Below are 13,247 nucleotides of genomic sequence, written 5' to 3'. Positions count from 1 at the left end.
CTGCAGACGACCATGACCACTCCCCGCATACTCGGCACTCCCCTCTCTCCCTCCGCCACCCGCGTGATGCTCCTCGGCTCCGGCGAACTCGGCAAGGAAGTCATCATTTCCCTGCAACGGCTCGGCGTGGAAGTGATCGCCGTCGACCGCTACCCGAACGCGCCTGGCCACCAGGTCGCGCACCGTGCCCACGTGATCGACATGACCGACGGCGCCGCCCTGGCAGCCCTGATCCAACGCGAACGCCCCGACCTCGTCGTTCCCGAGATCGAGGCGATCGCCACCGACACGCTCGCTGCACTGGAAGCGGCGGGGACGATCACCTGCATCCCGACCGCACGCGCGGCCCAGCTGACCATGAACCGCGAAGGCATCCGCCGCCTGGCCGCCGAAGAACTTGGCTTGGCCACCTCGCCCTACCGCTTCGCGAGCAGCCTGGCCGAACTGGAGGAGGCCTGCGCCGCCGTCGGCTTCCCTTGCGTGGTGAAGCCCGTGATGTCTTCCTCGGGCAAGGGCCAGTCGAAACTCGACGGCCCGGCCGATGTGAAGGCCGCCTGGGACTACGCCGCAGCCGGCGGGCGGGTCGACGCCGGGCGCGTGATCGCCGAAGGCTTCATCGACTTCGATTACGAGATCACCCTGCTGACCGTGCGCTCGCGCGGCGCCGATGGCGAGGTGGCAACAAGCTTCTGCGAACCGATCGGCCACAAGCAGGTGCAGGGCGATTATGTCGAGTCCTGGCAGCCGCACCCGATGACGCCGCTGGCCCTGCAGCGTTCGCGCGAGATCGCCGCGAAAGTCACGGACAACCTCGGCGGCCTGGGCGTGTTCGGCGTCGAACTGTTCGTGAAGGGCGACATGGTCTGGTTCTCGGAAGTGAGCCCGCGCCCGCACGACACTGGCATGGTGACCATGGCGACCCAGGTACAAAGCGAGTTCGAACTGCATGCGAAAGCCGTGCTGGGTCTCCCGGTGAACACGGCGCTGCGCGCGCCGGGCGCCTCCGCCGTCATCTATGGCGCGCTGGACGCCGCCGGGATCGCGTTCGAAGGCGTGGCCGAAGCGCTGGCGGTGCCGGACACGGACATCCGCCTGTTCGGCAAGCCGGAATCGTTTGCACGCCGGCGCATGGGGGTGGCGCTGGCGACCGCCGGCGACGTCGAGACGGCACGCGAGCGGGCGGGCGCAGCGGCGGCGAAGGTCAAGCCGGTGATGGGCAGCAAATAAGGGAAGTGGCGCCGCCGGGCGCTTCCCGGCCGCCGAAACAAAAAGGGCCGCAGCTTGCGCATGCGGCCCTTCCTTTATTCTGGCTCCCCGACCTGGACTCGAACCAGGGACCTGCGGATTAACAGTCCGTCGCTCTACCGACTGAGCTATCAGGGAATTGAGGTTGGCATTATAACTGCTCGACAGTATTGCGCAAGGCCTCGCACGCAAGTTTGTACCCGGCGCGGCCGCGGGATGAAAAAAGGCCGCACCAGCGATGCGGCCTTCCCTTCCTGCCGAGGGAACTTATTGCGCGGCGCGGCGGCGGGCGGCGCCGACACCGGCCAGGCCCAGGCCCAGCAGCGCCAGCGATGCCGGCTCGGGAACCTCGTTCTGCGCCGGAAGCTGCGCCAGCGACAGGGAGCCCATCATGCGCGCGTCGGAATCGCCGTTGCTGCCGCCGAAGCTGAAGCGCAGCACGTCGCCCACATTCACGTTGCTGACGATATACGTGCCTGTATAGTGAAACCGCACGACGGCGCGCTGCGGACACGAAAGCGCCGCAAAAACAAAAAGGGCCACGTTTGCACGTGGCCCTTCTCTTTATTCTGGCTCCCCGACCTGGACTCGAACCAGGGACCTGCGGATTAACAGTCCGTCGCTCTACCGACTGAGCTATCAGGGAATTGTCTTGCTCTTCGCTTTGATGCACCTTACATGCGTTCAAGTGCGAAGAGCCAAGATTTTAGAGGACTTTGGCGATCGCGTCAACGACGAGATCGATGTTTTTCGAGTTCAGCGCCGCGACGCAGATGCGCCCGGTGTCGACCGCATAGATCGACTCCTCGCGCAGCTTGCCGACCTGCTCTTTGGTGAGGCCCGAATACGAGAACATCCCGACCTGGTCGCGCACGAAACCGAAGTCGCGTCCCGGCGCCTTGTCAGCCAGCTTTGCCACCAGCGTCTCGCGCATTTCCTTGATGCGTACGCGCATGCCAGCCAGTTCCTCTTCCCACAGCTGGCGCAGTTCCGGCGTGGCCAGCACGGTGGCGACGACCTTGCCGCCGTGCAGCGGCGGGTTCGAGTAGTTGGTGCGGACGACGCGCTTGAGTTGCGACAGCAGGCGCGCCGCTTCTTCCGCCGTGGCGGCGACGACCGACAACGCACCGACGCGCTCGCCGTACAGCGAGAAGGACTTCGAGAACGAATTCGACACCAGCAGCGGGCCGCCGGCCTCCACGAAGCGGCGCACCACAGCGCCGTCTTCCGCGATGCCGGCGCCGAAGCCCTGGTAGGCCATGTCGAGGAAGGGAACCAGGCCGCCGGCCTTGACCGCCTCGATCACCTGGCCCCACTGCTCCTGGGTCAGGTCGGCGCCGGTCGGGTTGTGGCAGCAGGCGTGCAGGACGACGATCGAGCCGGCGTCCATCTTGCGCAGCGAGGCCAGGAAGCCGTCGAAGTTCACGCCGTGGGTGCTTGGGTCGTAATAGGTGTAGTTGTTGACGATGAAGCCGGCGCTCTCGAACAGGGCGCGGTGGTTTTCCCAGCTCGGGTCGCTGATGAAGACCTGCGAATCCGGCGAAAAGCGCTTCAGGAAATCGGCGCCGATCTTGAGGGCGCCGGTGCCGCCGATGGCCTGCACGGTGACTGCACGCTTGTCTTGAATTACGGCGCTATCGGCCCCAAATACGAGTTCCTGCACGGCTTTGTCGTACGCAGCCAGGCCTTCGATCGGAAGGTAGGTGCGTGGCGCGAGCTGCTCCATCAACTTCGCTTCCGCCTTTTGCACGCACTGCAGCAAAGGGACCTTGCCATTGTCGTCATAGTAGACGCCGACCCCCAGGTTGATCTTGGCCGGGTTCGTATCGGCGTTGAATGCTTCGGTAATGCCCAGGATCGGGTCGCGGGGGGCCATGTCGATGGCGCCGAAGAGGCTGGCGGAGGCTGTAGAAGTCATCGTGATAAACTGAATTGTCGGTGGGTTCGCAGCAGTTGTATAGACAGCGGCACTGTTGCATTAACTCTGCTGCAGTGCCGCAAACGAACTCCCATTCTAGCAAAGGTCTTGAAACATGGCTGATGTATCAATCGCAACCGGTCCGGAACCGACAGTAATCACTTTCCCGAACTCGCCTTTCAAGCTGCACCAGCCCTTCCCGCCGGCCGGCGACCAGCCGACCGCGATCGAGGGCCTGGTCGAAGGCATCGAGGACGGCCTGATGTACCAGACCCTGCTCGGCGTGACCGGCTCCGGTAAAACCTACACGATGGCGAACGTGATCGCCCGCGCCGGCCGTCCGGCGATCGTGTTCGCGCCGAACAAGACCCTGGCCGCCCAGCTGTATGCGGAGTTCCGCGAATTCTTCCCGCAGAACGCGGTCGAGTACTTCGTCTCCTACTACGACTACTACCAGCCGGAAGCCTATGTGCCGCAGCGCGACCTGTTCATCGAAAAGGACTCGTCGATCAACGAGCACATCGAACAGATGCGCCTGTCGTGCACCAAGTCGCTGATGGAGCGGCGCGACGTCGTCATCGTCGCCACCGTCTCTGCGATCTACGGTATCGGCAACCCGAACGAATACCACAAGATGATCCTGACGCTGCGCCACAAGGACAAGGTGGCGCAGCGCGACATCATCGCGCGCCTGATCCAGATGCAGTACTCGCGCAACGAGATGGACTTCAGCCGCGGCAGCTTCCGCGTGCGCGGCGATACGATCGACATCTTCCCGGCCGAGCACGCCGAACTGGCGATCCGCGTCGAGATGTTCGACGACGAGATCGAGTCGCTCCAGCTGTTCGACCCGCTGACGGGCCGCGTGCGCCAGAAGATCCCGCGTTTTACCGTCTACCCGGGTTCGCACTACGTCACCCCGCGCTCGACAGTCCTGCGCGCGGTCGAGTCGATCAAGGCCGAGCTGAAAGACCGCCTCGAGGAATTCCGCCAGCAGAACAAGCTGATCGAAGAGCAGCGCCTGGAACAGCGCACCCGCTTCGACCTCGAGATGATGGCCGAAATCGGCTTCACCAAGGGCATCGAGAACTACTCGCGCCACCTGTCGGGCGCCATGCCGGGCGAACCGCCGCCGACCCTGATCGACTACCTGCCGAAGGACGCGCTGATGTTCATGGACGAGTCGCACGTGCTCGTCGGCCAGCTGTCCGCCATGTACAACGGCGACCGTTCGCGCAAGACCAACCTGGTCGACTACGGCTTCCGCCTGCCTTCGGCGCTGGACAACCGGCCGCTGAAATTCGAGGAATTCGAAGGCAAGATGCGGCAGACGATTTTCGTCTCCGCCACGCCCGCCGAATACGAGAAGGCGCACGCCGACAACGTGGTCGAGCAGGTGGTGCGCCCGACCGGCCTGGTCGACCCGGTCATCATCGTGCGCCCTGCCCTGTCGCAGGTGGACGACGTGATGAGCGAGATTAACGACCGCATCAAGAAGAACGAGCGCGTCCTGATCACCACGCTGACCAAGCGCATGGCCGAGCAACTGACGGAATACCTGTCCGACCACGGCATCAAGGTGCGCTACCTGCACAGCGACATCGAGACCGTCGAGCGCGTGGAAATCCTGCGCGACCTGCGCCTGGGCACCTTCGACGTCCTGATCGGCATTAACCTGCTGCGCGAGGGCCTGGACTTGCCGGAAGTGTCGCTGGTCGCCGTGCTGGACGCCGACAAGGAAGGCTTCCTGCGCTCCGAACGCTCGCTGATCCAGACCATCGGCCGCGCGGCGCGTAACCTGAACGGCGTGGCCATCCTGTACGCCGACCACGTCACCGACTCGATGCGCCGCGCGATCGACGAAACCGAACGCCGCCGCGCCAAGCAGATCGCCTTCAACGAGGCGAACGGCATCACCCCGGTGGGCGTGCAGAAGAAGATCAAGGAACTGATCGACGGCGTCTACAGCAATGCGGCGCAGAAGGCGATGCTCGAGGGCGCGCAGAACCTGGACGATGCTGCGGCTGCGGCGAAGGTCGAGTCGATGAGCGAGAAGCAGATCGGCAAGGAGATCAAGCGCCTCGAGAAGCTCATGGTCGACCACGCCAAGAACCTCGAATTCGAAAAGGCGGCGCAGGTGCGCGACCAGCTGCACATCCTCAAGCAGCAGGCCTTCGGGGCGCCGGGGGCGGACAACGTGGTGTCGATGTTGGGGAAGTGAACGCGGTTAGAAATACGACGGCGCCGGTGGCGCCGTTTTTTTTCAGCCGGAGTATCGGACCTCAGGCCTGCATACGGTGAAACGCGTGGAGTCGGGACTCCACGCGTTGGCTAGCGCTTGAACATCCTCGGATCGAAACTGAAGCTCCGCGCAATGCTCAACTTCACCTGGTCATACGCATGGTGCGCAGGATTGATGACGAGGTTCACGCCCTCTCCCACGATCACCGACGGCACCCGCATGTAGAGATGCTCGCGCTTCTTGAGGAAGGCGGTGCCGAAGCCGGTGGCGCTGCCGCCGTCCTCGAGGTCGTCCCAGCCGGCGGGCAGGTCGGCGTGGCCTAAGTCGAGGCCGAGGGCGGGTCGTCAGGCAGGTCGATGGCGACCAGCACCAGGCGCTCCTCGTCGGCCTCTTCGGTATGCACGAATTTTTTAATAAATGATCATTTCTGCAAAATACCTACTTTGCTATATTACTTGTCGCTTGCTAAGTAGATTCGCTATTAATCCATGTTGCTTTCAATTTTTCTGGCCTTGACTCATCCTTAGTCCGGATACGTTCATATCGCCTTCATCGACGCCCCACCACTATTGTTTATTGTATGAGAACGCCTGCGTGACAAGACAATAATGTTGTAAGCCGTAGTTGCTCAATGACAACTACATCACAGATCATCTGATGCAAAATCTAGTTGCAACACTGAAAAAGGCGTCGATCAATTTTTTATGAGAATACGACGCAAGTTCGGGTAGGCGTCAACTCTAATGAAGTGTTCACGAGGACTCACGATGAGCGACCACGAAAACAAGCATCAGGCTATCGATTGGATAACCATAGGCGCGACGATTGCGGTAAGTTCAGTTCTCATTCCGCTCGCGCTTCCCAACGAAATAACGCTGTCACCGTTTTTGCTTTTTAGCATTATATTCGTGACGAACGTGTCAACCTATTTAGTGCCAGAAGATATTTCAAAACGCAAAGTTGGAATCTTCGCGAAAGCGTTTTTCACCCGTCTGCTCATATCGTTGACCGTCGCATCGCTTCTTATTTTCATATCATATTTGGCAAGCAGGTTGTGAACCATGCCCGGCATTCTTGTGCCACGCACTTAGATGAGGACGCGTGAAATAATTTTGTTATTCACGCTACTTCCATGAGGACAGACGGCAGAAGCGTTGTCGACGTTATCGCTTACATGTTCATGCAACAAAGGGGTCTGGCATCTAGCTTAGGTGGGCGTGCAAGTTCGCACGCCTTCTTTTAGGAGTAAATTTCCAAGCTGTACCGCTTTACCGCTTGAACATCCTCGGATCGAAACTGAAGCTCCGCGCAATGCTCAACTTCACCTGCTCATACGCATGATGCGCCGGGTTGATGACGAGGTTCACGCCCTCCCCCACGATCACCGACGGCACCCGCATGTAGAGATGCTCGCGCTTCTTGAGGAAGGCGGTGCCGAAGGCGGTGGCGCTGCCGCCGTCCTCGAGGTCGTCCCAGCCCGCGGGCAGGTTCTCGCGCTGCACGTCGAGGCCAAGTTCCGGGTCGTCGGGCAGGTCGATCGCCACCAGCACCAGGCGCTCTTCGTCGACCTCTTCGGTATGCACGAACTTTTCCAGCACGGCCAGTTCGACCGTCATGGCGGCGTAGAGGGCTGGCTGGCCCTCGCTGTGCCAGTGGCCGCCGCTAGCGCGCGCGCCTTCGCAGTTGCGGTCGAGCGCCGCTTTTTCGATTGCAATTCTCCAGGCTCGCATGCATGTCCATCGCGTGAAGGTGATGGCGCCAGCATACATCGGCAACCACCCACGGCCGCGCACGCATGGGCAAGGACCTTCCAAAACAAAAACGGCCCGAAGGCCGTTTTTGTTTTTGCTTCTACGACTTGATTACTTCTGCTTGCGACGGCGTGCGCCACCGATCATCAGGGCGCCCAGGCCCAGCAGTGCGATGCTCGCTGGTTCTGGAACCAGGGTCACGCGGCCGTTGGTAGCGGTGTGCAGGAAGTCCGCGTAGCCGCCCATTACCATGCCACCGAAGTAGGTGCCGAAGGTGCCTGGGGTCTGGCCGGTGAAACGGCCGCTGAACGTATTGTTCGCTACCAACATCAGTTCGCCGTACATTTCGACGAACGATGGGCCGCCCGAATCGCCGCCGCCGATACCGGCTTCGCGATCATTGCCCAGGCCCGTATTGCAGATATCGGCGATATCGCAGAAGGTGTCTTTGCCCGGGCCGTCGAAGTCTGCATAGAAGACTTCGCTCTTGCCGGTCCAGCCTGCTTCGTCGTTACCGTCGAACAGTTCAGCGTTGTTTTCGCCACTGCGCTTGACGCGGAAAGCCGGGTTGACGTAATAGCCGTTGACACCATCGCCCGAGGTTCCATAGCCGGCCATGATGATGCGGGTGCCCGAGACCAGCGGGTTGACGGCAACCTTATAGATTTGGGCGGTAGCAGGAGCGTCTTTTTCCAAGGTCACAACGGCGACGTCGTCGTTAACGCAGCCGAATTTCATGTCTGGGCAAACGTTGAAGCCTTGGTAGTCTTTGTGAACGGCGAAACTGGAAGCCGCGACGACTGCACGGCCGGCTGCGTCGGCAGAGCTGTTGAACACCACCACCAGGCTCGTGCCTGGCTTCTTCAGGTCAACGTAGGTGCCGTTGCCGGCGGTGTCGACGCAGTGGCCTGCCGAGATGACTTGGCGCTTGCCTACCAGAGCGCCGGAGCAGATGAAGGATTGGCCGTCGTAGACAATGTTCAGACTGACGACGCCGGAGAACTTCGACGATGCGACGTTTGGGTCAACGCGCTTGGCTGGGCTGTCAGGCGCTGCGCCCGAGGTGATGGTTGGGGTGACGATGCTGCCCGAGGTCGCAGCGACCGATGCCTGGGCCGAGCCCATGGCGAAGGTCATGCCGATGGCGACGATGCTACCTGCGATTTGCTTCAACGACAGTTTCCGATTCAACATTTCTTTTCCTTTTACTTGTAGTTGGTGTCTCTCTCACGGACGACCCCGTCACCGTGTACATGCAATTTAGCAATTAGTATGCCATTAGGAAAATAATGCTTGTTTTCAACATGTTATGGATTTGATATTCGGAAATAATTGAACAACTGTAAGAATTTCCGACAAGATAGCCTGCCCTTTCTCTAGTCAACCTGAAAAACAAAAACGGCCCGAAGGCCGTTTTTGTGTCGTGCTGCTGAGCAGATTACTTCTGCTTGCGGCGGCGTGCGCCACCGATCATGAGGGCACCCAGGCCCAGCAGTGCGATGCTGGTTGGTTCCGGCACCAGGGCCACGCGGCCACCGGTTGCGCTATTGAGGAAATCGCCGTAGCCGTTCATGACCATGCCGCCGAAGTAGGTGCCGAACTGGCCGCCCTGGTATGGCAGGTTGGTGAAGCGGCCGCTGAAGGTGTTGTTAGCAACAATCATCAGCTCGCCGTACATGTTGACGAAGGATGGGCCGCCCGAATCGCCGCCGCCGATGGTGGCTTCGCGGTCGTTCGGCAGGACTTCGGTGCAGACGCCGAACAGGTCGCAGAACAGATCGCGGCCGGCGCCGTCGAAGTCGGCGTAATAGACTTCCTGCTTGCCGGCTTCGAAGTCCTGCTCGTCGTCCAGGTCGAACAGGTCGACCACGTTTTCGCCGCTGCGCTTGACGGTGAAGCTCGGCGACACGTAGTAGCCCAGGGTGCCGTCGCCCGAGGTGCCGTAGCCGGCCATCGTGATGCGCGTGCCGGTGGTCAGCGGATTGACCGCGACCTTGTAGATCTTGGCGCTGTCCGGTGCGTCTGCTGCCAGCGTCAGCACGGCGACGTCGTCATTGACGCAACCGCGGGTGCCGTCCGGGCAGTTGTTGAAGCCCTGGTAGCCGGAGTGCACGTCCACCTTGTTCGCGTTGATCAGGGCATTGACGTTGCCATTGCTATTGAAGACCACGCGCACATCGGTGCCGGCCTTCTTCAGGTCCACGTAGGTGCCGTTGCCGTTGGTGTCGACGCAATGGCCGGCGGTCAGCACCGAACGCTTGGCGATCATTGCGCCGGAGCAGATGAAGGACTGGCCGTCGTAACGGATGTTGATGCTGACCACGCCCGAGTAAGGCGAGCTTGGGACGTTCGGGTCCACGCGCGCAGCCGGGGTATCCGGCAGTGCGCCCGACACGATGGCCGGGTTCACGACCGAATAAGGCGACGCAGCGACGGAGGCGTGGGCCGAGCCCATACCGAATGCCAGTCCAGCTGCAACAACGCTACCTGCGATCTGTTTCAACGACAGTTTCCGATTCAGCATGTGTTTTCCTTGTGTGAGTGTCTCTTCACGGTGGCCCCTCCCCCGTGGTACGAGACACTCAGCAATAACCATGCCAAACGAAAATAATTCGTCGAATCAATATGTTAAGTAGCTAACAAAACTCAAGAATTTCAAAGTGTAAATGTTACCGACACTCAAAAATTTCTTTAACAAATGATTACTTTACATCCAGCAATTCAACGTCGAAGATCAGGTTGGCGTTCGGCGGAATCGGGCCCGCGCCGCGTGCGCCATAGCCCAGCGTGGAAGGAATGATCAGGGTGCGCTTGCCGCCGACCTTCATGCCGGCCACGCCCTGGTCCCAGCCGGGAATGACGGCGCCCGCGCCCAGCGGGAAGGTGAACGGCTCGGAGCCGGCCGAGGTATCGAACTGCGCGCCGCGGCCCTTCGGTGCCTTGGGCGCGTACAGCCAGCCGCTGTAGTGGACGGTGACGGTCTTGCCGGCGACTGCTTCCTTGCCCTTGCCGACGACGGTGTCGATCTTCTGGACTTGCGGAGCGGCAGCGGGCTTGGCCGGAGCGGCCGGCGCGGCTGCGACGGCGGCGCCGGCGCTCAGGAACAGGGCCAGGCCGAGGGCGGAGAATGTGGATTTCATGGTTTTACCTTCAGAGGAATGACTGCACGGTTCGTTCAGCCCGCCAACTTGCTAAGTAGCATGAATGCGGCTGTGCGCGCAGTATTCCCTAGTCGGGCATTTCGCACAAGCTCGGCTATCTCTCAGCTACGGCTCTTCTGGGCCGTGGCCAGGATCTGCGACACCTGCTCGAGGTCCGCCGGCTTCACGAGGTGGTGGTCGAAGCCCGCTTCCTCGGCACGGCGGCGGTCTTCGTTCTGGCCGTAGCCGGTCAGGGCGACCAAGGTGATGCCGTGCAGTTCGGGCAGCGCGCGCAGCTGGCGCGCCAGGGCGTAGCCGTCGGTGTCGGGCAGGCCGATGTCGAGCAGCATGACCTGCGGCTGCTCCCGCCGCGCCCGCGCCAGCGCGCCGCGGCCGTCGTATTCGACCGAGACCGCATGGCCCTGCACTTCCAGCAGGGTCGCCAGCATCTGGGCCGCGTCCTGGTTGTCGTCGACTACCATCACGCGCAGCGGCGCCACCTCGGTCGCGGAACCGCTTCCCGCGGCGCCGTCGCTGCCTGGCGCGACCGTGTCGATGCGCGGCAGGCGGATCTCGAACTCGCTGCCGCGCCCCGGCGCCTCGCTGCGCGCGTCGACCGTGCCGCCATGCAGGGCGACCAGGCTTTTGACCAGCGCCAGGCCGATGCCGAGCCCGCCCTGCGAACGGTCGGGAGTGCGCTCGGCCTGGGTGAACAGCTCGAAGATATACGGCAGCACGTCCGGCTCGATGCCGATCCCGTTATCGACGACGGTAACCAGCACCTGGTCGCCGGACGCACTCACGCTGAGCGTGATCTGGCCGCCCGGCGGCGTGTACTTGGCGGCGTTGTTGAGGATGTTGGACAGCACCTGCACCAGGCGCGTGCGGTCGCCCAGCACGTGCACCGGCTCGCCCGAGAGCTGCATCGTCAGCGAATGGCGCTTCGATTCGATCAGCGGGCGCACCTGCTCGAAGGCGCCGGCGACCACCGCGTTCACGTCCAGCTCTTCCTTTTCCAGCGTGACCAGGCCGCGCGTCACGCGCGAGACGTCCAATAAATCGTTGACCAGGTCGGTCATGTGCTCGGCCTGGCGCGCGATGATCTCGCTGGCGTTGCGCACCGCCTTGTCGTCGAGGTGGCCGAGCTTGAGCAGGTGGGCCGCGGTCGTGATCGGCGCCAGCGGGTTGCGCAGCTCGTGGGCCAGCATGGCCAGGAACTGGTCTTTCTGGCGGTTCGCGGCGCGCAGGTCGTCCTCGACCTGCTTGCGGACGGTAACGTCGCTGCCTTCGACGAAGATGCCGACCACGTTGCCGGCCGGGTCGCGGATCGGCTGGTAGATGAAGTCGAGGTAGCGCCGCTCGAGCGGCGCGCCGGGCTCGCGCGCCACGTCCAGCGGCAGCGAGTGGCCGACGAAAGGCGTGCCGCTCTGGTAGACCTGGTCGAGCAGCTCGAAGAAGCCCTGCCCTTCGACATACGGCAGCGCCTCGCGCGCCGTCTTGCCGACCAGGTCGGAGCGCCCGATCATCTGCATGTAACTTTTATTCGTGATCTCGAACACGTGCTCGGGACCGCGCAGCACGGCGATGATGCCGGGCGCCTGCTCGAACAGGGTCACCAGGCGCTTGTTCTCTTCGTCGCGGTAGCGCTCGGCATGTACCTGCCCGGTCACCTCGACGCAGGCGCAGTGCACGCCGGCCACCTCGCCGTTGTCGTCGCGCGCCGGGGAATACGAGAAGGTGAACCAGGTCTCCTCGTCGTAGCCGTGGCGGCGCATCAGCAGCGGCAGCTTTTCCATGTAGGTCGCTTCGCCGGCGAGCGCGCGTTCGATCAGCGGGTAAATATCGGGCCAGATCTCGGACCAGACATCGTAGAACGGCGCGCCGAGCGAGGCCGGGTGCTTGTCGCCCAGGATCTGGCGGTAAGGCTCGTTGTAAAGGAAGGCCAGCTCCTTGCCCCAGGCGCAGAACATGGGGAACTTCGAGCCCAGCATCAGCGAGACGATGGTGCGCAAGGCGCGCGGCCAGCCCGATGGCTCGCCTAGCGGGGAACGCGACCAGTCCTGCGAGCGCATCAGGGCACCGATTTCGCCGCCGTCGCTCAGGAAGCGCAGCGAGGCGCCGTCGCCCTCGCCTGGTGTGCTTGCCGCTGCGCCCTGGTCGCTCATATCAGAGTGTCTTCACGAATTCTCGGATACCGCCAAGCAGCATCTCGACCGACATCGCCGTCAGGATCAGGCCCATCAGGCGCTCGAAGGCCGTCATCACCTGCGGTCCCAGCTTTTGCTGGAGGCGCTCGGCGCTCAGGAACACGGCCAGCCAGACCACGCCGACCGCCGCCAGCGCCGCCACGTGCACCATGGTTTCCGACAGCGATTCCGAACTGAACAGCAGCACGGTCGCCAGCGCCGAGGGCCCGGCCAGGGCCGGAATCGCCAGCGGCACGATGAAGGGCTCGCCGTGCTCGCTGCGGCCGAGCACGCCGTCCGGGTGCGGGAAGATCATGCGGATCGCAATGATGAGGAGGATCACGGCGCCGCCGATGCGCAGCGCGACCGGGCTCAGGTGCAACGCGGCCAGGAAGTGCTGGCCGAAGAACATGAATACCAACAATAGCAGGAACGCGATCGCGCACTCGCGCACGACGATGCGCGGCCGGCGCTGGACCGGGGTGTCCTTCAGGGCGGCAGCAAACAGGGGAACGTTGCCGAAGGGGTCAGTGACGAGGATGAGCAGGATGAAGGTCTGGAAGAAACTTTGGGTCATGGATGTTCTTGTTGTTAGTTTCTTGGCTGGAACGCCTGACAAGGCCGTCAGGGCAAGGCGCAGCGCCGAAGACAGTACATGGGTACGGCGAGGCGTTGCAACGCAGCCATGGCGGTCTTGTCAGGCGTTCCTGGGCCGCTGTAACAATCTTAACTGATTCACAAAGAAGGCGCTGTATTGCACCCTGA

At 62.4% G+C, this 13,247-nt stretch carries 11 protein-coding genes, 2 tRNA genes and 1 pseudogene; 3 read left to right on the top strand and 11 right to left on the bottom strand.

Features of this window, described 5'->3' with window-relative positions; genetic code table 11:
• The first annotated feature begins 12 nt into the window (after nucleotides 1–12).
• Nucleotides 13–1,227, top strand: a complete 1,215-nt coding sequence (purT, locus tag ACWCIA_RS11545; RefSeq protein WP_454163374.1) for a formate-dependent phosphoribosylglycinamide formyltransferase — start codon at nucleotides 13–15, stop codon at nucleotides 1,225–1,227.
• 80 nt (nucleotides 1,228–1,307) lie between these two features.
• Here purT and ACWCIA_RS11540 read toward each other — a convergent pair.
• The 4 genes and pseudogenes from ACWCIA_RS11540 to ACWCIA_RS11525 form a co-directional block, all read right to left on the bottom strand.
• A tRNA-Asn gene (locus tag ACWCIA_RS11540) sits at nucleotides 1,308–1,383 on the bottom strand.
• A gap of 129 nt (nucleotides 1,384–1,512) precedes the next feature.
• Nucleotides 1,513–1,608: pseudogene (locus ACWCIA_RS11535) on the bottom strand (PEP-CTERM sorting domain-containing protein); the annotation flags it as partial.
• Between the two features lie 207 nt (nucleotides 1,609–1,815).
• Nucleotides 1,816–1,891: transfer RNA gene (locus ACWCIA_RS11530), tRNA-Asn, on the bottom strand.
• Between the two features lie 60 nt (nucleotides 1,892–1,951).
• Complete coding sequence (locus tag ACWCIA_RS11525; protein ID WP_454163372.1) at nucleotides 1,952–3,163, bottom strand: amino acid aminotransferase; 1,212 nt, start codon at nucleotides 3,161–3,163, stop codon at nucleotides 1,952–1,954.
• Nucleotides 3,164–3,278: 115 nt separating this feature from the next.
• Between ACWCIA_RS11525 and uvrB the strand changes: the two genes are divergently transcribed.
• Complete coding sequence (uvrB, locus tag ACWCIA_RS11520) at nucleotides 3,279–5,384, top strand: excinuclease ABC subunit UvrB (RefSeq protein WP_454163370.1); 2,106 nt, start codon at nucleotides 3,279–3,281, stop codon at nucleotides 5,382–5,384.
• A 110-nt stretch (nucleotides 5,385–5,494) separates the two neighbouring features.
• On the opposite strand, the gene ACWCIA_RS11515 is transcribed toward uvrB, so the two are convergent.
• Nucleotides 5,495–5,713, bottom strand: coding sequence for an RES family NAD+ phosphorylase (locus ACWCIA_RS11515; RefSeq protein WP_454163584.1), 219 nt, complete (start codon nucleotides 5,711–5,713; stop codon nucleotides 5,495–5,497).
• Between the two features lie 459 nt (nucleotides 5,714–6,172).
• Between ACWCIA_RS11515 and ACWCIA_RS11510 the strand changes: the two genes are divergently transcribed.
• A complete protein-coding gene (locus ACWCIA_RS11510) occupies nucleotides 6,173–6,463 on the top strand; it encodes a hypothetical protein (RefSeq protein ID WP_454163369.1) in 291 nt (96 codons plus the stop codon).
• 210 nt (nucleotides 6,464–6,673) lie between these two features.
• On the opposite strand, the gene ACWCIA_RS11505 is transcribed toward ACWCIA_RS11510, so the two are convergent.
• The 6 genes from ACWCIA_RS11505 to ACWCIA_RS11480 form a co-directional block, all read right to left on the bottom strand.
• Complete coding sequence (locus tag ACWCIA_RS11505) at nucleotides 6,674–7,135, bottom strand: RES family NAD+ phosphorylase (RefSeq protein ID WP_454163367.1); 462 nt, start codon at nucleotides 7,133–7,135, stop codon at nucleotides 6,674–6,676.
• A 132-nt stretch (nucleotides 7,136–7,267) separates the two neighbouring features.
• A complete protein-coding gene (locus ACWCIA_RS11500) occupies nucleotides 7,268–8,350 on the bottom strand; it encodes a trypsin-like serine protease (RefSeq protein ID WP_454163365.1) in 1,083 nt (360 codons plus the stop codon).
• A 244-nt stretch (nucleotides 8,351–8,594) separates the two neighbouring features.
• A complete protein-coding gene (locus tag ACWCIA_RS11495) occupies nucleotides 8,595–9,680 on the bottom strand; it encodes a trypsin-like serine protease (protein ID WP_454163363.1) in 1,086 nt (361 codons plus the stop codon).
• Nucleotides 9,681–9,858: 178 nt separating this feature from the next.
• Nucleotides 9,859–10,296 (bottom strand): FKBP-type peptidyl-prolyl cis-trans isomerase, encoded by a 438-nt coding sequence (locus tag ACWCIA_RS11490; RefSeq protein ID WP_454163361.1) that lies wholly within the window; start codon nucleotides 10,294–10,296, stop codon nucleotides 9,859–9,861.
• A 122-nt stretch (nucleotides 10,297–10,418) separates the two neighbouring features.
• A complete protein-coding gene (locus tag ACWCIA_RS11485) occupies nucleotides 10,419–12,461 on the bottom strand; it encodes a hybrid sensor histidine kinase/response regulator (RefSeq protein WP_454163359.1) in 2,043 nt (680 codons plus the stop codon).
• Between the two features lies 1 nt (nucleotide 12,462).
• Nucleotides 12,463–13,059, bottom strand: coding sequence for a MarC family protein (locus tag ACWCIA_RS11480; RefSeq protein WP_454163357.1), 597 nt, complete (start codon nucleotides 13,057–13,059; stop codon nucleotides 12,463–12,465).
• Nucleotides 13,060–13,247 lie beyond the last annotated feature (188 nt).

The organism is Massilia sp. SYSU DXS3249 (genome assembly GCF_053668055.1).
This window is presented reverse-complemented; position numbering and strand designations above follow the sequence as displayed.

Excerpts from the sequence above, each read along its gene's own strand:
- uvrB (WP_454163370.1), top strand. The coding sequence starts at position 3,279 with ATGGCTGATGTATCAATCGCAACCGGTCCGGAACCGACAGTAATCACT.
- ACWCIA_RS11485 (WP_454163359.1), bottom strand. The coding sequence starts at position 12,461 with ATGAGCGACCAGGGCGCAGCGGCAAGCACACCAGGCGAGGGCGACGGC.
- ACWCIA_RS11510 (WP_454163369.1), top strand. The coding sequence starts at position 6,173 with ATGAGCGACCACGAAAACAAGCATCAGGCTATCGATTGGATAACCATA.
- purT (WP_454163374.1), top strand. The coding sequence starts at position 13 with ATGACCACTCCCCGCATACTCGGCACTCCCCTCTCTCCCTCCGCCACC.
- ACWCIA_RS11480 (WP_454163357.1), bottom strand. The coding sequence starts at position 13,059 with ATGACCCAAAGTTTCTTCCAGACCTTCATCCTGCTCATCCTCGTCACT.
- ACWCIA_RS11500 (WP_454163365.1), bottom strand. The coding sequence starts at position 8,350 with ATGTTGAATCGGAAACTGTCGTTGAAGCAAATCGCAGGTAGCATCGTC.
- ACWCIA_RS11490 (WP_454163361.1), bottom strand. The coding sequence starts at position 10,296 with ATGAAATCCACATTCTCCGCCCTCGGCCTGGCCCTGTTCCTGAGCGCC.
- ACWCIA_RS11505 (WP_454163367.1), bottom strand. The coding sequence starts at position 7,135 with ATGCGAGCCTGGAGAATTGCAATCGAAAAAGCGGCGCTCGACCGCAAC.
- ACWCIA_RS11525 (WP_454163372.1), bottom strand. The coding sequence starts at position 3,163 with ATGACTTCTACAGCCTCCGCCAGCCTCTTCGGCGCCATCGACATGGCC.
- ACWCIA_RS11495 (WP_454163363.1), bottom strand. The coding sequence starts at position 9,680 with ATGCTGAATCGGAAACTGTCGTTGAAACAGATCGCAGGTAGCGTTGTT.